Here is a 21,773-nt window from a genome sequence, read left to right as displayed (position 1 = left end):
TAGACGGGCGGTGGGCGGCGACAAGCCGCCCATCGTTTACCTTTTGCGATTGACGATCAAGGGTGGTGAACAATGATGAATGGTCGGCCTTCTTTCCTGTCGAAGCGCTTATCGGCTTCGCGCAACTCCCCTGGCAAATTCATCGCGCTAAGCCTGTTGCCGGCTCTCCTGCTGGTGCTGACTTTTACGTATTATCCGTTCGGACGCGGTATCGTGATGGCTTTCCAAAACTATACGTTGTTCGACCTGACGAATGTGCATTTTATAGGCTTTGACAACTTCAAAGGGATCTTCAGCGATCCCAAGTTCCTCGGAGCGCTAACGAATAGCGCTTACTGGGTATTCGTATCGCTTTTCCTGCAATTTGCGATTGGACTGGCGGTCGCGCTTATGCTGAACAAGAAATTTCGCGGACGCGGCCTATTCCAAGGATTTGTTTTCTATCCGTGGGCGCTGTCCGGGTTTCTGATCGGCCTGATCTGGAAATGGCTGTTTAACTCGCAGATCGGCGTCATTAACGATCTATTGCTGCGAGTCGGCCTCATCGACGAACGAATCGGCTTTCTGTCCGATCCGAACTGGGCCATGATTTCCGTCATCATAGCCAACGTGTGGTACGGCATTGCCTTCTTCGCCATTATGCTGCTGGCGGCGCTTCAATCGGTTCCTTCCGAGCTTTACGAAGCGGGCAGTATGGACGGAGCAGGAGGAATACGCAAGCTGTTCAACATTACGCTTCCTTATATTATGCCGACGGTTCTCACGACAACGCTGCTAAGGGCGATCTGGATTTTCAACGACCCGGCCATTATTTACGGTTTGACGAACGGCGGACCGGCAGGCAAGACGCACATCCTGTCCTCGCTCATGCTCGACCGCATTATGTACGGCGGCGATTACGGCGCGGCTTCCGCGATCGGCATTGTTATGATCGGCATGCTGCTGCTGTATACAATCTTCTATTTAACGGTTACGAAGGCCGGGAAACTGGGGGATTTCTAGCATGAAACAATTCGCGTTGAAAGGACTTAAATCGGTCTCGTTAGGTGTTTACTTGATTCTGATGGTGTTCCCTCTGCTGTGGGTTGCGATAACCTCTCTGAAGCCGCAGAAGGAAATTTTCACGTATCCTATCCGTTACTGGCCTGAAGCTCTTACTTTGCAAAACTATGCCGATATTATTCGGGTTTCCAAATTTCAGATTTATATTGCCAACAGCCTGTTCATTGCGCTGACGGCCGCGTTAATTGTCTCTGTGATTTCCGTACTCAGCGCCTATATCATGGCCCGGTTTAAGTTCCGGGGACACAGCCAGATCATGCTCGCCTTTTTCTTGACGCAGATGCTGCCCGGCTTTGTCTCGCTGGCACCGCTGTATATGCTAATGACAAAAATGGACTTGATCAACACGCATTTTTCGCTGATTTTAATGTACACCGTCGGGTTGATCCCGTTTTCAACCATATTATTGAAAGGATTTTTCGAGCGTATTCCGCAAAGTCTGGAGGAAGCGGCCATGATCGACGGCTGCTCAAGACTGTCAGCGCTCATCCGCGTCATTTTACCGGTCATGATGAACGGGATTACCGCTACGTTTATTTTCGCCTTCGTTCAAAACTGGAACGAATTGTTTATGGCTGTCATGTTTATCGATAATGAAGGACTGAAGACGCTGCCGGTAGCGATGAACTCGTTCGTCATGAAATTCGACATCGATTGGGGCGCCATGTCGGCGGGCACGATGATGTCCGTTATCCCTACTGTCGTGCTGTTCGCGATTGCGCAGCGGTTCATCGTGGACGGGCTGACGCAAGGCGCCGTCAAAGGGTAATTTCACTCGCAGTCGGGCAAGCTCTGACGTTGACGCCAGGAGCCGATCCGTTTAGAAAGAGGATGCGTATTATGCATAAGATCAACCAACGAGAAAATCTTCATACATCGGTCGCACACGATCCGTACGACGGCCGACATCACGGAGCGATTCATATTCCGATTTACCAGACGAGCCTGTTTTCCTTCGATAGTTACGAACGGTTCATGCAGGCGCACGCCGACGAGCATCAGCAGCACGTTTACTCCCGAGGGAACAATCCAACCGTTCGCTTCCTCGAAGATAAGCTGGCGGAGCTGGAAGGCGCTGAGATGTCCAAGTGCTTCGCGTCCGGCATGGCCGCGATCTCGGCTACCATTCTGTCCAACCTGCAGGCAGGCGATCATGTCGTCTGCGTCGATCAGGCTTACGGACCGACACGGCACTTCTTGGAACACTATGTATCCCGGTTCCAGATCGAGACGACCTTCGTAGACGGCAGCTCGCTGGAAGCGATCCAGGCTGCGCTGCAGCCGAATACGAAGCTGCTGTATCTGGAGAGTCCTTCAACGATGCTGTTCCAACTGCAGGATCTAGCCGCTTGCGCTAAGCTTGCCCGCAGTCGCGGCATCGTCACCGCAATCGACGGCACTTGGGCAACGCCGGTTTTCCAACGGCCGTTGGCGCTTGGAGTCGATCTGGTCATACACTCGATCACGAAGTATATTTCCGGACAGAGCGACAGCGTCGGAGGCGTTGTCAGCGGCTCTAGGGAGCTTGTCGGCCGAATCGCCTCCGGGGAATATATGCTGCTCGGCGGCATTATGTCGGCGCATACGGCAGCTCAAGTAGAGCGCTGCTTGCGCACGTTGCCGCTGCGGCTTGAACGCCACGAACGCAGCGGATTAAAGGTCGCCGAGCATCTGTGCCGACAGCCGTACGTGCTGCGCGTCAACCATCCCGGGCTGCCGTCGCATCCGCAGTATGAGCTGGCCAAGCGGCAGATGGACGGCACAAGCGGGCTGTTCTCCTTCGAATCCGCCGAGTCTCCCGAAACAATGCGGGCTTGGTCCGATCGTCTGCGCTACTTTAAGATCGGGGTCAGCTGGGGCGGCTTCGAATCGTTGGTTACCGCCAACCCGGTTCCGACCGGTTACGGAGCCCCCGGCGCGCGCAGTCTGGTGCGGCTCCACGTCGGCCTGGAAAGCGCGGACGATCTGATCCGCGATCTGGATGAAGCGTGGGAGCAGACGGCAGCCGAAGCGGCGGCGGAACGCTCGGAGCAATAAAAAAAGCAAGGGGTCGCTGTTTTTTGCAGCAGCCCCTTGTTTTTTTATTTGCCTTTCAGCATTTCTTTTTTTCATAAAAATTATTATTTTAAAACATTTATTGGAAATTCATTTTATATCATGTTAGCATTCGAAATGCGTCAAATCCTACTAGGAATGGAGATTCAACCATGCAACTTAAAGTAGAAACACTTCCGACCTACCGCATTGCCTATGTACGTCAGGTTGGACCGTACGGTCCCGCCAATACGCAAGCTATGGAAAGGTTAAAGGTATGGGCAGCGGGGAAAAACTTGCTCACGGAGTCTGCCCTGCTCTTCGGAATTCCGCAAGATCATCCTGCAACAACGCCGCCGGAAAACTGCCGATACGACGCATGCATTGTCTTGTCTCAAGCAGACCCCATCGATGAAGCCGTTGGCGAAGATCGCTTCCCGGGCGGAAGCTACGCGATTTGCAAAATCGAGCATACGTCGGAAGCCGTTCAACAAGCATGGGCAGCCATCTTCCCGACTTTGCAGAGCGGCGGCTATCGTATGGACGACAACAAACCGATTATCGAGCGGTATCGCGGAGAATTGCTGAAGGACGGCTATTGCGAATTGTGCGTACCTATTAAGTAGTTACGCCCTACGAATTGACTCCCGCGAGGGAAGATAGTCGAATAATCGTACACCGCAGCTCGAATCAGGCTTAAACGGCGGACGTTTGTTCGAATAATCGTACAAAGCAACTAGAATCAGACTCAAGTGACGGACACTTGTGGGAAAAATCGTACAAAGTGATTAGATTTCCAGGAGGACATCCCCCTTACTTTGTCTATCGATTATCTCAAGCCACTTTGTTGAGGGGACCGCCCCGTCTCCTCACTTGATTTTTTTCCACGTAAGCCCGTCGCTTGAGATTACCATCTCCGTTTCATTGTACCCGATGAAGTATTTGCCGGATTGGATCACATACATATTTCTCGGCACATTCTTCAGCGCGGTTTCCTTCCAATTCGTCTTGTCCTTGGAGATCAATACCCTCGTATGCTGCCCTCCCGGGCCGTTCCAGAACTGAGCGAACACGTAATATTGATTGTTCGCTTTGAAGATCGGCGTGCGATAATCGCCCAAGCTGTACTTCTGGAAAATCGGTTGCGCCTTCTTAAGCGTGAACGTGATTCCATCCTTGGAGCTCAACTGGTTGGAATAGACATCGTAGAAACGAATATTACCCTTCTCCAGAGGCTCTTCCTCATAAATATGATAATCCCTAGCCGGAACCCGTTCGCCTATTGCCTGGTTCAGCGTATACCAGTTATAACGGAAATTGCCCTCCGCCCCGGATCGAAGCGTCCACTCCTTCAAGTCCTGAGACGTATATACGATCAAATCGGCTCCCTCGCCGCCCTTGGGCTCGGTAAGAAAGTTGTTTGACAAAGTCGTTTTCTTGTAGTTGAAATAACGATGGCCGCCTGCGATCGCTGCATAACCTTTGCCGCTGGGAACGATGTATACTTTACTCCCGGACCATAGAATATCGGTTAACGCTCCCGCGCGAGTCCACTCTTTGCCGTCCTTGGACGTAAAGATGTGCAAGCTGTCGAGTTTCTCGTTCGTGGTTACGGCAATCCACTTTCCGTTCACTTTCTGGATGTTATTGATCCCCAGCTTCTTCCCGTCCGGCGCCTTCAGGTAGAACGGCGTCCAAGTCGCTCCGTCTGAGGAATAGTAGTGCGGTTCTCCGGAATAACGATAATCGTTAGTTATGTAATAAAGCCCATCCAAGTAGTCGATTTCAAAATAGGGTTCCGAGGACGGCAACCGACGCGCCTCCCATGTCTTTCCGTAATCCCTCGTAATATTCAAAAACTTATCCGACAGGGTAATAATCGTCCCTTTGCCGTCCGTCGCGACATTATTCATCGGATCTCCGGTAGCCCGCTTGAACTTGACCGGAAAGATGATCGGCTGCGAAGTTTCCATCGTCTCCTGATCTCTCTCTTCCGCGGCGGCAAGTCCCGGAAGGGCTGCTGCAACGATGAGAACTGCCATGATCAGGTACCGAACTAATGTTGCTGGCTTTCCCGCTTTCATGAAATATATCCTCCTATATGTAGAATAGATGCGAAGGTTCTGAAACATATTCTACTATACGACACAGCTCAACAATAGCCGACTATGGTAAAATAATGTTAGTATCACATTTCCTCCATCGAACTTGACAAGCGATCCCGGTATTCGCTCGGATAACAGCCCGCATATTTCTTGAACGCCCTCGAAAATTCGCTAGGATTGTCGTAGCCGAGCTTCTTCGCGATATCCTGGATTTTGAAGCCGGGAGCCCGCAAATATTTTTTGGAATGTTCAATGCGGCGAAGATGAACGTAATGCGCGAAATGGCAGCTCGTATGCTCCTTGAACAGCTTGCTGAAATAATTGTAGCTGAGTCCTACATAATCCGCCACGTCCCGCATCGAGATCGACCGGCTCATGTTCTCCTCGATATAATCCAAAGCGCGCCGCATCATGCGTTCCGCTCCATAATCGGACGGCGTCTCGGCCAACGTCTCTTGACTTGGCGGAGCGGCGACGTTTATTTTTTTCAGCTTGCTGTCCAACTCTTCGATGTCGATGGGCTTAAGCATATAATCCGTCACGCCAAGCAAAAACGCTTGGCGCACAAACTCATAGTCGTCGTAGCTGCTCAGCACGAATATATACGCCTTATGCGAACGGTTCGACAGCCTCTTGATCAGAGCCAGCCCGTTTACGGACGGCATGTGGATATCCGTGACCATAATGGTCGGCAAATGCCGATCATACAATATTTCCGCATCGGTTGCGTTGTATGCGGTTACAAATTTATACCGGTCCGCATAACCCAGACGGGTCAGCTTGGATTTGATATTCTCGCAGATAAGCTTGTCATCGTCAACGATTAGAATAAACACGATACTCCTCCTCGTCATCAGTCATGGCGATACCGAGTGAAAGGGCGGACAATATGCATAAATACGCCAAGAGGCTACAAATCATGTTCACTATGCGTTTCAGTTTGCTGGTTATCCTGCCTGTCCTTGCTATTCTATCATTTTTACTGTACGAATCGACCGTTGTTTCCAAACGTAACGATCAGAGCACGAACGAAAAGCTGTCCTCGCAAGTCGTTTACAATATCACGAAAAACATGACGTTCGCTCAGAATTTGGCCAAGGCGATTCTTCAAAACGAGATGCTGATCAACTTTCTGGACAAGCCTTACCAGAGCCGGGTGGATCTAGACTATTACCGGACGACAATATACGATTACGTCAAAGTGTCGAACGGGCTTTCATCCGAATACAAGCTCCGTATCTACCTGGAAAATGAAACGATCCCGACCGGCTACAGCACGTTCTACCATTTTCAAGACTTGCGACAGCTTGAGACGATCCAACGGTTCTACAACGGCGACGAGCGGGAATTATGGATCGACGGCGCAGAGCTGGAGACATACAAGCCAAGCTATCATGACGTTAACGCAAAGGACGACTATTGTTTTCTGCGGAAAATTACGATCGGTGATCGTAAATTAGGCTTAATCCTCATTCAGATGCCGAAAAGTATGTTGAATGACGCCATGGGATCGCTGCCTATGCATTCCGAGCAAATCCATGATATCTTCCCTTTAGGAAACCGACTCGTGTACAACTTCACCGCCAGCGAAGTAGACGATTCCAGTCTGACCGCTCTCCAAGCTTTGCCGCCGGGCGTACAGTCCCATGACGGGCTCATTATGGGCGTCTATAGCTTTCCGCAATATCCCTTTGATATTACGGTCGTGACGGCGCCGTCGATGTCGCGGCAGGTTTTTCAACTGCTGCTTGTCGTCTTCCTCGCCTTCATGACGGTGACGGTGTGGCTCTTCGTCCGCTACAGCAGCAAGATCATTCGCGATATCAAATATTGCTTGGATGCCATGAACTCTTCCATCGACAGCAATTTTCAGAACGAGCTGCATGTCGACCGCAAGGACGAAATTTTCTTTATCGCCCACCGGATCAACTACTTGATCGCGCGCATCCGCAAGTTGGTCGATACAAATATTCGCCAGCAAATATCGGCCAAAGGCACCCAGTTGATTGCGCTTCAGCATCAGATCAATCCGCACTTCCTCTACAATACGATGGAAATATTCTCGTCCAGAATGGAACTGTCGGGATTGTTCAAGGAAAGCTCCGCCATGTCGGCCTTCTGCCAAATTCTGCGTTACAACATTAATAGCGACAAAATCCAGGTTGCGATCCGCGAGGAACTGCAGCAAATTCAAAATTATATCAGCATTCAAAAAATCCGAGAGCTGGATGTGAAGTTGGACATCGACATTCCCGAATCGATTCTATCCGTGAAAATCATCCGCTTCGTGCTGCAGCCGTTCATCGAGAACTCCTTCAAATACCGCCGGGAGGACGGAATGCTGCATATTCGCATTGCGGCCGTCCAACAGGGCCATTCCGTTATGATCGTCATTCAGGACAACGGTGTTGGCATTGCGAATCAGCAGCTCGTTCAGTTGAACGCCGGGTTTAGAGCCGCGCCGGCCGGTGTGTCCCGAGAGGATAAACATATCGGACTGTTCAATATCAACGAACGTCTCAAGCTGTTCTATGGCGAAGACCATGCGATACACGCCGCCATGGAGGACGGATATACGACATTCCGAGTACGCATTCGGAACGACATCGCCCCCCTGGAGCTACCGCCCGACGGAATCCTTCTGAATTAAGCGTGGATATGGAACGGCCGACAGGGCTTCTCGCCTTAGAAGGGAGAAGCCCTGTCGGATCAAGTATGTCGGCCGGTTACCGATTGAACGGATGCGCGAAGGTTAGACCGAGCTTTTGCTTGTTCTCCTGGAACTTCGTATCCTGATAAGTCTCCAACTTCTGCAGACCCAGGTTATCCAGCTCGGTCATCATCGCATTGTACTGCTTCTCGCACTCTTCCGTAGAGCCGGCCGTAACGATCCGACCGAGCGCTTGCTTGACGTACTCCTGCACTCTCGATTGGATGGCCGCCTCTTCGCTTCCCCCGATCGGAGCGGTTGCGGCAAACGGCTTATCGTCGTAAATCTCCACCTGCGCGTCTCTTGTCCGAGCCACCGTGTCCAAATCGAATACTGTTTTCGGCTCCGGGAACGTTCCTTGGATGACCGAGTAATCCATCATCCAGGATAGATCCGACACGTATTTGGCGGCCCATTCCGCAGGCTGCTCCTGCTTGATCTTGGCCATCGCCTCGTCTTGAACGACATGTCCATCCGCTAATTGATAAGCGCCTATTCCCCACTCATGGTTTAGCGTGAATTCATTCTGCGACATAAACGACAAGAGCTGGATAATGCGATCCGGCTGCTTCGCGTTTTTTGTAATCATTGTAGCGGCCCAGCCCGCGTTATTCTGACCCAGCACGGCCACGCGGTCATGGTTGTCGCCTCTCATCAACCCCGCATACAGAAATTGCGCGTTCGGGTCCGTTCCGTATAGCGTGCCTCTCGAGATCGAGACGTTCGTCCAGCGCGTCGTCGCGAAGAGTTCGCCGGAAGCGACCTTTTGTTCCATCTGATCCTTTTTCATCGTGAAGCTCTCATCCGTAAGCAGCCCTTCATTGTACAGCTGATTGTAAAATTCCAAAGCCTCCAAATATTCCGGCGCTCGATAGATCGACTGATATTTCCCATCCTTCGTTTCCATAGACGCCCCGAATTGCAGCGCCATCTGCTCGTCCGCCTTATCGTTCATCAGTACCGCGTAAGGAAGCATCTTCTGGCCCGCATAGGTCACGCCTTGTTCTTTTACGGTCCGAAGCGCTTTGATGAAGCCTTCCTTCGTACGCATATCGTCGGCTTTCATTCCGATCTGATCCAGAATGTCTTTACGGGCAAAGTTCTGATTGTGCGTCTCGTAAAAACCTTTGTTGGCCGCTACGTTATCGTCGCCGTAATAGAAGTTGGTGAACGCGTACCAGTTGCCGTCCGGCGCGGTGTACCAATCGATCATCGACTTCGGCACAACAAAATCAGGCGCATAATCATTAATCAGTTTGTTCATAGGCAGCAGCTTGCCGCTGTTTTCCAGCAGCGTTCTCTGGCTCGTATTGGCATCGAAGGTCACGACATCCGGCAAGGAGTCGGTCGAGATCAGCACGTTAAGCTTGTCTGTGTCTCCGGTCTGGAATTCGATCGAGCAGCCGGTTTCGTTCAGCACCCATTTGTCGAACTCGTTCGTCTCCGGCGAAAACTTCTTGCCGTACCAGTCGTAAGCCACAAACCAGGTGACTTTGCAAGCGGACGTATCCGTTTTCCAGCTTGGGCTGGCAATCTGTTTTGCTTGTCCATCCGAGACCGAGGCCGATACGGAGGCTGACGGCGTGCCGGCAGCGCTTGGGGAAGCGCTCGACGAGGAAGAGGACTTGGAGCTGCATCCCATAATGAGCAGGAGACAGACGGCAATCGCAAGCAGCGATACTTTCATTTGGTTGGCTTTCATGTAAACCCCTCCTGATTCTGTTTTCATTCTAGCTCGCAACCAACGGTCAGCCTTTGACGGCTCCCATTGTAAAGCCCTTCACGAAATACTTCTGTAAAAAAGGATACGTTAGTACGATCGGAATCGCGGTCACCGTCATCGTAGCCAACTTTATCGTCTGCGGAGTCAGCTTCACGGCTTGATCGGGCACGGCCGCAGCGGCTGCCGAGCTCAATGAACCGGCAACGGAAGGATCGGTAATGACCTTCTTCAAAAACAGCTGAATCGTCTGAAGCCACTGCGAATTCGTGTACATCATCGAATCGAAATAGGAATTCCAATGGTTAACCATCGTGAACAGAGCAATCGTCGCGAGTACCGGCTTGGACAATGGGATAATAATCTGGAAGAATATTCGGTATTCCCACGCGCCGTCGATTTTCGCCGATTCGATCAACGAATTCGGCAGCTCCCTCATGAACGACTGTATGATGATCATGTTATAGACACTGAACAGAGACGGGATGATGTACACCCAGAACGTATCGTATAGCTGCAAGTTCTGGATGAGGATAAAAAACGGAATCAAACCCCCGCTGAAAAACAATGTCACCATCATAAAGGGAATGTAGTATTTTTTGAACTTCAGGTTCGGACGCGTAATAGCGTACGAGACAAGCGACGTGAACAGAACGCTGGTCGCAGTGCCGACGACGCACTTGCAAATCGTGATCCAGAATGCCTGCAAAATCCGGGTGTCGATGAACACCGCCTTGTAATTGTACAGCGTGAATTTGCGCGGCCACCAATACACGCCGCCGCGAATGTAATCCATGCCTTCGTTCAATGAACCGACAACCGTGTACCAGAACGGATAAACCATAACGAACATCATCAGGATCATTAGCGGAATATTGAACCAATCGAACGGTTCCAGACGGAGCTGGCGGCGATGGTTGTTTTTTCTCATATGCTGGCCCCCTCTTAGAACAATCCGCGATCCAACAGCTTTTTGGAAACCCCGTTCGCCGTCAGCATCAGCACGACGGATATGCCCGAGATAAATACGCCCACCGCCGTTGCATAGGAAAATCGGGATTGCGCGATACCCGTTTTGTAGACGTAAGTTTCGAGCGTCTCGCTATACGCCAGATTCAGCGGATTTTGCAGCAAAATGAGCTGCTCATAACCGGTATTCAGAATGGAGCTGATCTGGAAAATGAACAGGATGACGATCGTGCCCGCGATGGACGGAATTGTAATGTACCACATTTTCTGAAAGCGATTGCAACCATCCATAGTCGCAGCCTCGTACAGCTCCTGATCGATGCCCGTGATCGCGGCGATGTACAGAATCGAGCCGAATCCGACGGACTTGACGATGCTGATCACCGTATAAATTGCATAAAAATATTTTCCTTTCGCCATCAGGTTAACATCCTCCGGAAACAGGCCCAACGCATGCATGATCGTAGAAACCAATTTGCCCGGCGCCAGCATCTCCAGCACGATCCCCCCAAAAATTACCCATGACAGAAAATGAGGCAAATAAGAGATCGTCTGCGCCATACGCTTGAATCGGATGAGCTTGATTTCGTTAATCAACAGGGCGAGCACGATCGGCGCCGAGAAGGAAAATGCCAGCGCCAGTCCGTTGATGACCAACGTATTGCGCAACGTATCCTTCAGTGCCGGATCGGAGAAAAAATCCTGAAAGTTTTTGAGTCCGACCCATGGAGCCGATTGGATCGTGGACAAGAGCGTAAAATCCTTAAACGCAATCGTAACGCCATACATCGGAAAATACGCAAAGACAAGCAGGAAGATCAGGCCCGGCCAGATCATCGTTTGAAGCTGGAACTGGTCGGAAATGCGGTGCCTTCCGCCGCGGTCGGCTTTGTGCTGCGATAACAATGGATCACCTCGTCATTCGTGTCTGTTTCCCCTCTATAATTGCGCAATTCCGGCCGAATGCACATAGCAATACTTAATAATCGATAACAAAATTTACGGTGTTTCATTTGTTTTTTTCAATCGTAAAATCTGCCATCCGATCGGTAATTCTGCTATTTGTTCAAATGCCAGCCATAGGTAAAATAGAGCAAATACCCATCATGACGAGGAGATGCAGCTATGCATTTGCAGGCGCCTGTACTAATTCGATACGGATGCGATTCCGATTTATTCTCGCTCGATTCCCCCATCCTCGCCTTCGCCCGGCAACAGTTGGACATCTACATCGAGAGAATATTCGACAGCGAAGCCGAACCAGGGCGGCGGCTAGACGTTATTTTTACAAGTCGCACGGATGCCGAGCTACGGCACGACGGCTATTCTGTCACGATCGGCGCAAACGAAGTGACTATCGCCTCAGCCATGGAACGAGGCATCTTATATGGCGTCTATGAATGGCTGCGGATGTTGGGCTGCCGATTTACGTTTCCTGCAGCAAGACTTGAAATCGTCCCTCAAATCAAAAGCATCGAACTCGAGGAGCAAACTGTCCGCAAATCGCCTTGGCTTGAATTTAGGGGATTGTGCTTGTACGACACGACGGGGGAAACGTTGGGGCAGACGATCGATAGGGTCGATTGGATGGCCAAAAACAACTACAATCTGCTGCTGACCTCGATCCATCGGACGGACGACTCGGTAGATGGCATGCATGCGATTTTATGGGATGAAGTCGGGGACAAGCTGCTGCCCGAGCTGCGGAAGCGCGGCATTGCGATCGATATGAGCGAGCATTCCACCGACTACTTCTTCCCGAGAGAGCACTGGTTCGCTCTTCATCCGGAATGGTTCTCCTTTATCGACGGAAAACGAGTGCCGCGGCAAATCTGTTATTCCAATCCAGACGCCGTGCGGGAATACGCTAGCAGCTTTGCGGCATTCGCTCGGGAAAACCACTATTTTCAGTTGCTTGGCATCTGGCCTTTGGACGGTGCCGGCTATTGCGAATGCGACCGCTGCCGCGACCCGCTGACCCTGCTGAGGGCCAACTTCTATATCGCCGACGAAATACGCCGGATCCGTCCGGACCTCCTCGTCGAGCATTTGGCTTACACACCGCAGAGCTTCGCCAGACCGCGGGAGGAACTGCCCTCGAATATGTCCGTCCTCGTCTGCAATGTGAATGATCAAGTAGCGTATGAATGGGGCGTAGTAGCGAAGAACGGCGGCGGCGCATTCTACTTCGACTATCATACGGGCGACCACTATCGCTTCCGCTCGAATCTGTGGATCAACCCGTTCTACGTTCGAGAAATGGTGAACACCTTCGCCGCTTACGACTACCGAGGCATCGTCTCGCTTTATCTCCCGATTGCGAGCTGGTGGCAGGCTAGCCTCAATTATTACTATCTCTCCCGCTTCTACTACGAACCGACGGCTAGCGTCGAAGAACTGACCGCCGAGCTTAGCGCCGATTTGTTCGGAGCTAGGAACCGGTCGTCAATGACGAAGGTACTGATGGAGATTTTCCGACAGCTTCAAGATCAAACGCTGTGGAGCGGCATGCCGCATAAGCATTCTTATTATAGCGAGCATATTTCGGCCAGAAACCGCGAGCTTGATCGACTGCACCTAGAAAAAATGGAAATTACGTTGCGCAGAATCGAAACGTGGATAAATGAAGCCGACTACGAAGGCGCCAGTCCCTCTGAACAAACCCAGCTCGACTATGTACGTGAATACGTTCGGTTGCAGCGGCTTTATTTCTGCTGCATCGACCAGTATGACGCGGATATTGATCGTCCTGAACGAGCAGAGCCTTATTTCCATGCATTAGGCGAGCTGGAGCAGCGATACGGTTCGGTATTTATCTCTGAGAACTATGCCCGTTGGCGGATTATTGGCCGCGATAACATCTTCGATCCCCTCAACGTGAATTCGTTTCAGCCTCGAACAAGCTGAAAACAAGCAATTTCCAGCCTAATAGTTTCTCTTTTTCCGTTCCCCTGGCGCCTTTATCATGGAGTACAAATAAATGCACCGGTTAAAGGTGCAGGGGGTTCCCTCGATCTTGAAATCAATCGTTCAATTGCTGTACTTCGGCTATCATCAGGCGATGAGCTGTCTGTTCCCGGTCGCGATCTTCGGAACTCTGGCTCTCTCCAATGTAGTTCATCTGCCGTTCATTTATCGGTACGACGCTATTCTGCTTGTTTTGTTAGGCGTACAATACTTTATGTATCGCAGCGGATTGGAAACTCGCGACGAGATCAAGGTCATCTGCTTGTTTCATCTTATTGGTCTGGCGCTCGAGTTATTTAAGGTACATATGGGTTCCTGGTCATACCCCGAGCCGGCGTATACGAAGCTGTTCGGCGTCCCGCTCTACAGCGGGTTTATGTATGCCAGCGTAGCGAGCTTTATGTGTCAGGTTTGGCGGAGATTGAGGATGGACATGACCGGCTGGCCCGGACTGGCGTCTGCTGCGCTCCTGGGCGGGGCGATTTACTTGAACTTTTTTACCCATCATTTTATTCCCGACTTTCGCTGGTGGCTGACGGGGCTTGTATTTATCGTATTTCGGAAAACATGGATCATCTATCGGGTACGCGAGGCCACATATCGAATGCCCTTGACGCTCTCTTTTATCATCGTTGGCTTCTTCATCTGGCTGGCCGAAAATATCTCGACATTCTTTAATGCGTGGAAGTACCCTAACCAGCACCAAGTCTGGCACCTGGTCAGCTTCAACAAGATCAGCTCGTGGTTCCTTCTAGCCATCATTAGCGTCATCATTGTGGCTCAGCTTAAGTATGTGAAGGCTCGTCGGGTATGGGGAAATTGAATCGTCTCGCAATCGTGCAACTCCCCCTCAGACTGTCGAGAAAGACCCGTCGTTTACTTACTAATATTCGTGTCGCTTCTCCCAAATCCGGCGCAATTTATCCGAAGGTTGGAGATCCAACTCCTGAAGCAATAATTGCGAATAACGCTCATAGGAGCTATGAAGAGATTGCCGATCCCCCATAGCTCCAAGAGCCGTCAGCAGCAGAAGATTGCACTCTTCGTCGAATTCATTATGAGACACCAGTCTTCGCGCGATTCGAGCCGCCTCCCGATACTGCTCTCGGTTTAACAACCGATTGACGAGAAGCTTGGCGAAGGAATCGTAGACGAGCACTAGTCGTGAACGCTCCGCGGTCACCCACATATACGACTTGTCCTCGAACAGCTCGCCCGCAAAGCGCTTTTCCAATTCAACCGCGGCTTCTTCCTCTCCCGGTTCAATGGAGGACAGCTTCTCGACCCCCTGCTCGAATTGAATAAAGTCGACATCCATCTGGCTCAAGTCAACGCGATACTGCGCCGGCGTGGACAGAATCGCCTCTTTGCATCCGTGCTGCGACAAAGCCTTTCTCAGCTGATAGGCCGCTGTATTAAGATAAACCTCGGCATTTTTAAGCGGCATATCCGGGAACATATCCTCTAGAATGCGGGCTCTAGATACGTTGCGACCTCTATGTACCAGCAAATAAGCAAATAGCTCCGCACTTCTCCGAGATATCCATTTTACTTCTCCCGCTTGCCGACTGGAAACCTCGAAGCCTCCCAATCCGCGAACCGTTAGACCTTGAGGAGCGCGGCTTTCCGTTTCTCCGGAAGAAGCGCTTCGTCTGCCAAGCGCTCTGGCAATTGTCTGCTCCAGTCGCGTACCGGAAATCGGCTTGACCATATAATCCAGCGGATATACATCGTAAGCTGGTATCGCATATTCCGTGTGCGATGTCGTAAACACAATGTCCGCGTCGGCACGTAACGCACGCAATCCCCGCGCCAGCTCCAGCCCATTATCTTCGCCGATCTGGATATCCAGGAAGGCAAGATCCACCTGATTGTCTCGAACGAACTGCAGAGCCTCCGCCGCGTCCTGAAAGCTCCCGACCAATTCTATGCCTTCCGACTTGGATAGCAGCCGCTTCATGGCGAGCAGCATTGCCGGTTCATCATCGACGACAAGAACTCTCATCCTTCCTTTCCTCCCCTCACGGTAAAATAAAATACGCTCCCTTGCCCTGCGCGGCTTTCCGCCCACATTTTCCCGCCGCTTCGCTCCACGAACTGCCGACTGACCAGCAGTCCGAGTCCGGTTCCCCGCTCCCCCGCCGTACCGGGCAACGAGTTTAACGCCTTCTCTTCGAACAAGCGCAGAACGTGCTTTTCATCCATTCCCACTCCATTATCGCTAACGGAGATAGTTGTCAAATCATCGGAAATCCGTGCGCCTACGCGAACGGAGCCTCCTGCTCTCGTAAATTTAACGGCATTGGATAACAGGTTGCGCAAAACCAGGCCCAATACTTCCCGGTCGGCATATACGCGAGTACCGGCAGGGATCGCGTTCTTCATCTCAATCTGCTTGGCTTCGCTCTGTGCCCTCAGCATATGGCAGCAGTCCTCTGCGACTTCGGACAACTCCAGCCATTGCGGACGTAGCGCCATATCCTCCCGTTGGCTGCGAAACCACTCCAGCAGATTGTTCGTCATTCCCAGCGTTTGGCGAATCTGATCCCCCAGCATCCCGACAATTTCCCGGTGCTCCTCGTCTAACCGGTATTGATCCTCCTCCAGCATCGCGATCAGTTGGTACTGAGAAGCAAGCGGGCTACGAATATCGTGCGATACGATCGTAAACAACTGGTCCTTCATCCGGTTTAACTGCGCAATCTGCTCCAGATGCTTCTCTTTCTCCGTGACATCCACGACAAGAGAGACGCTGCCTTGCTTACGCAGACGATGCACGGGATAGACGTTGACGTTGTAAATTTTCCTTTCCCCGTCTAGCCAAGCCTCAATTGTGGCCCGCCCCTCCTGCATGGACTCGCACAAACGCCGCCATTCCGGCCATGGTTCCAGCAGTTCCTTCACGTCCCGGCCGGAAATCTCCGTATGTCCCATATCCGCGAACCATCGCGACGCTTGTTTATTGCTGTCGATGATTTTTCCCGAAGCATTGGTAATAACGATACTTTCCTGAAGCGTATCGAGAACGATCGTTCTGGCAAAAGGAACAACCGCGAAAAACTTAATCCTCAGCATAATGACGAGCATCAACATACCCGTAAATCCGCAGTAAACCGATAACGAAAGCAGCCAGGGCGACCATTCGGGCTGTATAAGCCTGGCAACCTCCAGTGCGAACGGAAACATACTGAGAAACAGAACCCACATTCCAGGCTTGCGAAAATCGCTGCGGATATTCCGTATATATTGGAATAGAAAGAAGACGCCCCCTACGATGATGCTGAAGCATAGAAGACCGAACGCAATGGAATAGACAGTCCGAGAAGTCACCAAGTGACCATTTACGAGCTCTATGAGACGGTAGATCACATGAAGCTCGGAGTCAAACCAAGACAGCAAAGACCAGAGCGTGAATACGGAAAACAGCGCAACCCTCCAGATCGGCTTGACCAGTTTCTCCCGACCGACCAACTGATAGACAAAGAGAATAAAGCAAGGCACGATAAAATTCAGCGCCGTGCTTTGAAGATGGCGAAAAATCAGCTTATCCGTTAATAAATAGCTGCTTTTCTCCATAATGATGCTGGCGGAGTAGATCATTCGACAAACGATCAGGCCGATAAGATAGCTGACTCCGCGTTCTTTTCTATACCCGTATACGAAAAATAAAATGATGCCCGACATGACCACCGAAGCGGACATCAGAATAAGTTCAATTGTGGGATTCATGCTTCAAGTATACCATTTCAGAAATCGACAAAAAAAGACCGGCCCGCAACGTCATATAGAATGACGCGCTAGACCGATCTGTACAAATTTCAAGTGTGCTTGGGACTAGGCGAAAACTCCACCAGCAACCTTAGGAGCAAGAAAATTAGATTGCCGTAGCCGCCTGATGATGACTCGCATTATCCCAAGGCACAAGAGCCAAATCGACTTCAAGAGCCATAGCTACCCTAATGATTGTGTCGATACGAGGGGCTGTTGTATCGCTTTCGAATCGAGCAATCGCAGATTGTTTCATGCCAGCCTTGATCGCCAGTTCCGTTTGTGTCCACCCTCTGCTTTCTCTTAATTTGATCAGTGTAACCACCATTTCGGCGCGCTTGCGAATAACCTCGATCTCCTGTTTACTTTCTGGGCTCATATCATGAATCACATCTTCCCAAGTTGTCATGGAAATCACCTCCTCTTATTGACTCTGCTCGCTTGCTCACGATGCCCTTCAATTGGATGCTCACTTATGTATTTATCTCTTAGACGTCTTGCCTTTGCCACTTCTAATCGATCTGTTTCGTCATCGTCCTTTGTATAATGCGACAGCATCACAAACCGATTTCCATTCCACAAACACATAAATATTCTTTCATCAAGGGGCCTTAACTCATACAGGTTGTCGTTTTCCTTACCCTTTAAGTTTTAATAATTTTTGAACCTGCACGCGTGCCTTGAAGGCGAACCCGTTCAATACAATAAACAATTTTTTCGAACTTAATTTTGGCGTTTTTGTCTCCACTATTTTTTCGGGATTCAATATCCCTAATGAAGCTTTCAACCTCAGGCAGGCTAATAAAATCAAACTGGTACACCTGAACGCCTCCTTGCGTTCTCACTATATTCAGTTTCACAACAGCTATAACTTATACGTTATAATTATAACACTATCGTTATATTATACAAAGTAAACAATGTTCCTATCGACAAAAAAAGACCGTCCCTGCAACGTCATGAGAGTGACGCGCTGGAGCGATCTTTTTTACACTCGTTAATACAGCACCTTACCCTCTAGCTCATTGCGGGGCGCGGTTGCAGTTGCTACAGGCCAAGTGGCGTCCGGCTTTACTGCCCGACAACATAGACGAAATTTCGACCAGACGCTCCCGAGACCGTTTTTCGGCAGAGACGTCATCCAGGCGATAATAGGCGTACTGTTCCCCTTCGCGCTCTCTCTCCCTCCACTCATCCTGAATCTGCGGACACCGCTTGAGGATAATAACGCTTGGCAGTAAGCATACACAGTCGGAGCAGTTGAATTGGGCATCCAATCCAGTTACTCCAGCTTTGCTTTCCGAGGCTTCCCCTCGCCGCTTACTTATTCAATTCGTTCCACTTGGTCAAGAAATCCTTCAACATATTATCTTTGGTCAACTGACCGCCGATATAGCCCTGCATCGCATCCGAGAAATAATGGCTGGTCGCTTCTCCGCCGGGGAATTTGAACCAGTTCCAGCTAATTGTGCGGTTGTCCTGGCTGTAAGTCATGATGTCTGTTGCCAGCTGGCCCAGAATACTGCTGTCTGCCGGGATGTTGTCAAATGCCGGAATGTGCTTGAATTCCTCCGTCATATACCGCTTGCCAATGTCGGAACTGACCATCCAATCCAGAAAAGCTTTTGCTTCCTCTTTCACTTTGGACTTATTGTACACAACCCAGCTATAGGGAACCCCGACAGGAAGCTTGTCCATCTTACCGGCATCGTTATTGATCGGCATAGGCAGCAGACCGATATTCAGATCCGGGTTCGTCTCGGACAGCGCCACTTGCGTCCAGTTGCCTTGCTGAGTCATAGCCGCTTTGCCGGTCGCGAACTCGGATATCTGGGTGTTGTAATCGACTTGCAGCGAGTTTTTGCCGCCGTATTTCAACGTCAGGTCGAACAAATTCACCCACTGCTCGAACGTTTCGTTGCCCGCGAAAGCGGTCGCTCCCTGGTCAAGCCCCTGAATGAAAGCGTTCGGATCGTCCTGATAAGCGAAGCCGATGTTGGCCAGATGGTTGCCAAGCACCCACCATTCCCCGTAACCGTTAACGAATGGGGTAATTCCTGCGTCTTGCAGCTTGACCGCGACGGCCTCCAGTTCATCAATCGTCTTGGGCAGTTCCGTAATGCCCGCCTGCTGGAACAAGTCCTTGTTATAGATAAAGCCGTAGCCTTCCAGATTAAGCGGTTGCCCGTAAAGCTTGCCGTCCTTGGTCATCGGCTCTTTCGCGAAGTCCAGCACATGCTGCGCCCAGGGCTGGTCGGACAAGTCCTCGAGGTGCTCCAACCACAGATCCAGTTCCTTGTAGCCCCCGTTCAGGAAAATATCGGGCTGATCGCCGGAGCTGAACTTGGTGCGAAGCGCGGTGGCGGAATCCGCTCCTCCGCCTATCGTTTCCAGCGCAATTTTGACGCCCGGCGTCAGTTGCTCGTACTCCTTGATCATCGCCGCAAGCTGGTCGGCGATCTCAACCTTGAAGTTCAGGAACTTGATCGTCTTGATTCCGCTGGCTCCAACCCCGGAGCTGGCGCTCGGCGCCCCGGTCGAGGCGTTCCCGCCGCCCGTCGAGCCCGAGCTGCATGCCGCGATCAACGATACCCCTGCCAGCAGTGCAATCATTCCGTGCATTTTTCTTACGTTCACGTGGACTCCCCCTTGGAATTAGCTATGACATCCCCAACCTAGCCTTTCACTGCTCCGGCGGTGATTCCGGCAATAATCTGCCTCTGAAGCGCCAGGAACAGTCCCAGAATCGGTACAATCCCCATCACCAGCCCGGCCAAGGCGAGATCCCATTGCTTCGAATATTGGCCAAAGAAGGCATAGATAGCGAGCGGAATCGTCCGTTTATCCGGGTCGTACAGGACAAGCAGTGGCAGCAAAAAGTCATTCCAAATCCACAAGCTGTTTAACAGTACAATCGTGACGGTAGCCGACTTCATGAGCGGGAATACGATTCTCCAGAACACGCCGTAGAGCGAGCAACCGTCCATGATCGCCGATTCCTCCACCTCCAGCGGAATGGATTTTATAAACCCGTGGTAGAGGAACAGGCTGAGCGGCGCTCCAAATCCGAAAAAGCAAACGATCAATCCCGTCCTGCTGTTCATAAGATCCACGCTGCCCAGCACCTTGACGAGCGGAATCATGACCGACTGGAACGGAATGATCATCGCCGCCACGAACAGCCCGAACAGAAAATTGTTGACCCGCGTCGGACGCCGCACCATATGGTAGGCCGCCATTGCGCTGATGACAACGATCCCCGCTATGCTAGCCGCCGTAATGATGAAGGAATTGGCGAAGGCGCGCGGATAGTTCATAATTTCCCACGTTCTGCTGTAGTTGCTCCAGACGAAGCTCTGCGGCCAACTGGCAGCGTTGCTGAGCAGATCGCTGAAGCTTTTGACGGAATTGCTTAAGACGAAATAGAAGGGAACCAGGAAGAGCAGGCCGAGAAGATAGCAGGCCGCTTCCAAGCTGAGCAGACGCAGCGTATATCTGCCTTCGCGTATCATGCCTCCACCTCCCGCTTCTTGGTGAATCTGACCTGCAGCGTCGTGACGATCGCCACCACTACGAAGAAGATCAACGCTTTGGCCGTTCCCAGCCCGTAGCGATTGTTCCCGAACGCTTCGTAAAAAATGTTGAGCGCAACCGACTCCGTAGATTTGAATGGCCCCCCCTTGGTTAACGCTAGGTTCAGATCGAACACCTTGAAGCACCAGGAGACGGCAAGAAACAGACAGATTGTGAAGGCCGGCATAATCAGAGGCAGAACGATGCTGCGCAACTGTCGGGCGCCGGATGCTCCGTCAATCTTGGCGGCTTCGACGATTTCCGGCGGAACGTTCAGGATGGCCGCAATGTAGATGACCATCAGGTAGCCGGAGTATTGCCAGACGCTGACGATGACCAGCCCCCAGAAGGAAGTGTCCGGAGTTCCGAGCCACGGCAGTTGGAACAGTCCAATCTGCAACGCTTCTCCTGCCGAAGCGAAGCCTTTGACGAAGATGAAGTGCCAGATAAACCCGAGAAACAGCCCGCCGATGACGTTCGGCATGAAGAAAATCGTTCGCAGCAAATTTGTCGTCTTTAAGCTCCGCGTTAAGATCAAAGCCAGCCCTACCCCGACCAGATTGATCAGGACGACGGAAACCAGTGTATAGCGCGTCGTGAACCAGAAGGAACGGTGAAAAGCGGCATCCTCCAGCAGAATCTGCTTAAAGTTGGCCAGCCCCACCCAGCCGATCTCGGAGGTCACGCCGTTCCAATCCGTCAGTCCGTAATAGATGCTTAGCAGGAAAGGAGCAACGACAATCAAGGAGAAGAAGAGAACCGCCGGCCCTAAGAAGACAAGCTTAAGCTGAATGTCCGGCCAGACTATCCCGCGTTTCCCCATTCCAATCTCTCCGTTCTGTATAGAAGTGAAGCGATAGAGATC

The 21,773-nt window shown here is 51.2% G+C and carries 19 protein-coding genes and 1 pseudogene; 7 read left to right on the top strand and 13 right to left on the bottom strand.

What is annotated here, in order from left to right; translation table 11 throughout:
* Positions 1–72: 72 nt before the first annotated feature.
* The 4 genes from J4772_RS01390 (at position 73) to J4772_RS01375 (ending at position 3,722) form a co-directional block, all read left to right on the top strand.
* A complete protein-coding gene (locus J4772_RS01390) occupies positions 73–1,002 on the top strand; it encodes a carbohydrate ABC transporter permease (protein WP_116062364.1) in 930 nt (309 codons plus the stop codon).
* A 1-nt stretch (position 1,003) separates the two neighbouring features.
* Complete coding sequence (locus tag J4772_RS01385) at positions 1,004–1,831, top strand: carbohydrate ABC transporter permease (protein WP_116062365.1); 828 nt, start codon at positions 1,004–1,006, stop codon at positions 1,829–1,831.
* Between the two features lie 71 nt (positions 1,832–1,902).
* Positions 1,903–3,099 (top strand): trans-sulfuration enzyme family protein, encoded by a 1,197-nt coding sequence (locus J4772_RS01380; protein ID WP_247740973.1) that lies wholly within the window; start codon positions 1,903–1,905, stop codon positions 3,097–3,099.
* A 170-nt stretch (positions 3,100–3,269) separates the two neighbouring features.
* Positions 3,270–3,722, top strand: a complete 453-nt coding sequence (locus tag J4772_RS01375) for an AraC family transcriptional regulator (protein WP_209073851.1) — start codon at positions 3,270–3,272, stop codon at positions 3,720–3,722.
* Positions 3,723–3,965: 243 nt separating this feature from the next.
* Here J4772_RS01375 and J4772_RS01370 read toward each other — a convergent pair whose 3' ends face one another.
* Positions 3,966–5,180 (bottom strand): hypothetical protein, encoded by a 1,215-nt coding sequence (locus J4772_RS01370; protein WP_209073850.1) that lies wholly within the window; start codon positions 5,178–5,180, stop codon positions 3,966–3,968.
* A gap of 104 nt (positions 5,181–5,284) precedes the next feature.
* The gene (locus J4772_RS01365; protein ID WP_209073849.1) at positions 5,285–6,037 is read right to left on the bottom strand and encodes a response regulator transcription factor; all 753 of its coding nucleotides are present in this window, start codon (positions 6,035–6,037) and stop codon (positions 5,285–5,287) included.
* A gap of 83 nt (positions 6,038–6,120) precedes the next feature.
* Between J4772_RS01365 and J4772_RS01360 the strand changes: the two genes are divergently transcribed.
* Entirely contained in the window at positions 6,121–7,851 is a 1,731-nt protein-coding gene (locus tag J4772_RS01360) for a sensor histidine kinase (protein WP_209073848.1), read from the top strand.
* Between the two features lie 76 nt (positions 7,852–7,927).
* Here J4772_RS01360 and J4772_RS01355 read toward each other — a convergent pair whose 3' ends face one another.
* The 3 genes from J4772_RS01355 to J4772_RS01345 are packed head-to-tail and all read right to left on the bottom strand — an operon-like array spanning position 7,928 to position 11,506.
* Complete coding sequence (locus tag J4772_RS01355) at positions 7,928–9,613, bottom strand: type 2 periplasmic-binding domain-containing protein (protein WP_209073847.1); 1,686 nt, start codon at positions 9,611–9,613, stop codon at positions 7,928–7,930.
* Positions 9,614–9,659: 46 nt separating this feature from the next.
* Complete coding sequence (locus J4772_RS01350; RefSeq protein ID WP_209073846.1) at positions 9,660–10,562, bottom strand: carbohydrate ABC transporter permease; 903 nt, start codon at positions 10,560–10,562, stop codon at positions 9,660–9,662.
* Between the two features lie 14 nt (positions 10,563–10,576).
* Positions 10,577–11,506, bottom strand: a complete 930-nt coding sequence (locus tag J4772_RS01345; protein ID WP_247740972.1) for an ABC transporter permease — start codon at positions 11,504–11,506, stop codon at positions 10,577–10,579.
* Between the two features lie 219 nt (positions 11,507–11,725).
* Between J4772_RS01345 and J4772_RS01340 the strand changes: the two genes are divergently transcribed.
* Positions 11,726–13,507 (top strand): DUF4838 domain-containing protein, encoded by a 1,782-nt coding sequence (locus J4772_RS01340; RefSeq protein ID WP_209073845.1) that lies wholly within the window; start codon positions 11,726–11,728, stop codon positions 13,505–13,507.
* 109 nt (positions 13,508–13,616) lie between these two features.
* On the top strand, positions 13,617–14,390 hold the full coding sequence (locus J4772_RS01335) for a DUF817 domain-containing protein (protein ID WP_209073844.1): 774 nt from the start codon (positions 13,617–13,619) through the stop codon (positions 14,388–14,390).
* 60 nt (positions 14,391–14,450) lie between these two features.
* Here J4772_RS01335 and J4772_RS01330 read toward each other — a convergent pair whose 3' ends face one another.
* The 8 genes and pseudogenes from J4772_RS01330 to J4772_RS01295 form a co-directional block, all read right to left on the bottom strand.
* A complete protein-coding gene (locus J4772_RS01330; RefSeq protein WP_209073843.1) occupies positions 14,451–15,572 on the bottom strand; it encodes a response regulator in 1,122 nt (373 codons plus the stop codon).
* Complete coding sequence (locus J4772_RS01325) at positions 15,569–17,296, bottom strand: sensor histidine kinase (RefSeq protein WP_209073842.1); 1,728 nt, start codon at positions 17,294–17,296, stop codon at positions 15,569–15,571. Before J4772_RS01325 ends, J4772_RS01330 begins: the two co-directional genes overlap by 4 nt.
* A 145-nt stretch (positions 17,297–17,441) precedes the next feature.
* Positions 17,442–17,744 (bottom strand): helix-turn-helix domain-containing protein, encoded by a 303-nt coding sequence (locus tag J4772_RS01320; RefSeq protein WP_209073841.1) that lies wholly within the window; start codon positions 17,742–17,744, stop codon positions 17,442–17,444.
* 5 nt (positions 17,745–17,749) lie between these two features.
* A pseudogene (locus tag J4772_RS37435) lies at positions 17,750–17,965 on the bottom strand (hypothetical protein); the annotation flags it as partial.
* 14 nt (positions 17,966–17,979) lie between these two features.
* Positions 17,980–18,156, bottom strand: a complete 177-nt coding sequence (locus tag J4772_RS01310; RefSeq protein WP_209073840.1) for a hypothetical protein — start codon at positions 18,154–18,156, stop codon at positions 17,980–17,982.
* Between the two features lie 499 nt (positions 18,157–18,655).
* Positions 18,656–19,957: an ABC transporter substrate-binding protein gene (locus J4772_RS01305; protein ID WP_209076844.1), complete on the bottom strand. Its 1,302-nt coding sequence runs from the start codon at positions 19,955–19,957 to the stop codon at positions 18,656–18,658.
* 53 nt (positions 19,958–20,010) lie between these two features.
* Positions 20,011–20,847 carry a carbohydrate ABC transporter permease gene (locus J4772_RS01300; RefSeq protein WP_209073839.1) on the bottom strand — a complete coding sequence of 279 codons (837 nt, stop codon included), beginning with the start codon at positions 20,845–20,847 and terminating at the stop codon, positions 20,011–20,013.
* A complete protein-coding gene (locus J4772_RS01295) occupies positions 20,844–21,731 on the bottom strand; it encodes a carbohydrate ABC transporter permease (protein ID WP_209073838.1) in 888 nt (295 codons plus the stop codon). The genes J4772_RS01300 and J4772_RS01295 overlap by 4 nt, the downstream gene beginning before the upstream one ends.
* Positions 21,732–21,773: the final 42 nt, after the last annotated feature.

This window comes from Cohnella sp. LGH, assembly GCF_017671885.1.
Classification (GTDB): Bacteria; Bacillota; Bacilli; order Paenibacillales; family Paenibacillaceae; genus Cohnella; species Cohnella phaseoli.
Note: the sequence above shows the minus strand (reverse complement) of the source record. Positions and strands in the feature narration are given on the sequence as shown.

What these genes read in the sequence shown, in the direction of transcription:
- J4772_RS01370 (WP_209073850.1), bottom strand. Translation starts at nt 5,180, where the DNA reads ATGAAAGCGGGAAAGCCAGCAACATTAGTTCGGTACCTGATCATGGCA.
- J4772_RS01325 (WP_209073842.1), bottom strand. Translation starts at nt 17,296, where the DNA reads ATGAATCCCACAATTGAACTTATTCTGATGTCCGCTTCGGTGGTCATG.
- J4772_RS01375 (WP_209073851.1), top strand. Translation starts at nt 3,270, where the DNA reads ATGCAACTTAAAGTAGAAACACTTCCGACCTACCGCATTGCCTATGTA.
- J4772_RS01350 (WP_209073846.1), bottom strand. Translation starts at nt 10,562, where the DNA reads ATGAGAAAAAACAACCATCGCCGCCAGCTCCGTCTGGAACCGTTCGAT.
- J4772_RS01330 (WP_209073843.1), bottom strand. Translation starts at nt 15,572, where the DNA reads ATGAGAGTTCTTGTCGTCGATGATGAACCGGCAATGCTGCTCGCCATG.
- J4772_RS01305 (WP_209076844.1), bottom strand. Translation starts at nt 19,957, where the DNA reads ATGCACGGAATGATTGCACTGCTGGCAGGGGTATCGTTGATCGCGGCA.
- J4772_RS01390 (WP_116062364.1), top strand. Translation starts at nt 73, where the DNA reads ATGATGAATGGTCGGCCTTCTTTCCTGTCGAAGCGCTTATCGGCTTCG.
- J4772_RS01300 (WP_209073839.1), bottom strand. Translation starts at nt 20,847, where the DNA reads ATGATACGCGAAGGCAGATATACGCTGCGTCTGCTCAGCTTGGAAGCG.
- J4772_RS01360 (WP_209073848.1), top strand. Translation starts at nt 6,121, where the DNA reads ATGTTCACTATGCGTTTCAGTTTGCTGGTTATCCTGCCTGTCCTTGCT.
- J4772_RS01355 (WP_209073847.1), bottom strand. Translation starts at nt 9,613, where the DNA reads ATGAAAGCCAACCAAATGAAAGTATCGCTGCTTGCGATTGCCGTCTGT.
- J4772_RS01385 (WP_116062365.1), top strand. Translation starts at nt 1,004, where the DNA reads ATGAAACAATTCGCGTTGAAAGGACTTAAATCGGTCTCGTTAGGTGTT.
- J4772_RS01380 (WP_247740973.1), top strand. Translation starts at nt 1,903, where the DNA reads ATGCATAAGATCAACCAACGAGAAAATCTTCATACATCGGTCGCACAC.
- J4772_RS01320 (WP_209073841.1), bottom strand. Translation starts at nt 17,744, where the DNA reads ATGACAACTTGGGAAGATGTGATTCATGATATGAGCCCAGAAAGTAAA.
- J4772_RS01295 (WP_209073838.1), bottom strand. Translation starts at nt 21,731, where the DNA reads ATGGGGAAACGCGGGATAGTCTGGCCGGACATTCAGCTTAAGCTTGTC.
- J4772_RS01340 (WP_209073845.1), top strand. Translation starts at nt 11,726, where the DNA reads ATGCATTTGCAGGCGCCTGTACTAATTCGATACGGATGCGATTCCGAT.